This window comes from Pseudomonas sp. JV245A (genome assembly GCF_032424515.1).
GTDB classification, from domain to species: domain Bacteria; phylum Pseudomonadota; class Gammaproteobacteria; order Pseudomonadales; family Pseudomonadaceae; genus Aquipseudomonas; species Aquipseudomonas protegens.
In genome coordinates, this window is sequence record NZ_VYKE01000572.1 from 1 (window position 1) to 394 (window position 394).

Sequence of the window (394 nt, forward strand, 5' to 3'; positions counted from 1 at the left end):
GCAGCCGGTGGCCTTCAGGGAGCTCAGGTCGTAGTCGGCGACGCTTGGGTGCTCCAGCACTTCGGCGGCGCTGTCCACCAGCAGCCCGCAATGGCTGACCCGGTAGTGCGCCACCGCCGCCATGAAACCCAGGGCGTCCCAGCGCGCCAGCAGCACCAGGCGGCAGCCGGCGTAGATGGGAAACAGCAGGCCGGCGTTTTCCCCGGCGATCCAGAACTCGGGAAGGAAATTGAGCAGCACGCTGTCCTGCCTCAGGCCCAAGGCCACCGGCACGAAGCTGGCGCAGGTGTAGAGCATGTCGCCGTGGCTATGAATGCAGCCCTTGGGCATGCCGGTGGTGCCACCGGTGTAGTTCAGTGCGGCCATATCGCCCAGGGCAGGACGGTGGGCCGGG

At 67.8% G+C, this 394-nt stretch carries 1 protein-coding gene; it reads right to left on the reverse strand.

The genetic code is table 11. The features are described 5' to 3' along the window. Window positions 1-394, reverse strand: a 394-nt coding sequence (locus F6S12_RS33085; protein ID WP_315870032.1) for an AMP-binding protein, incomplete at both ends; no start/stop codon positions are given.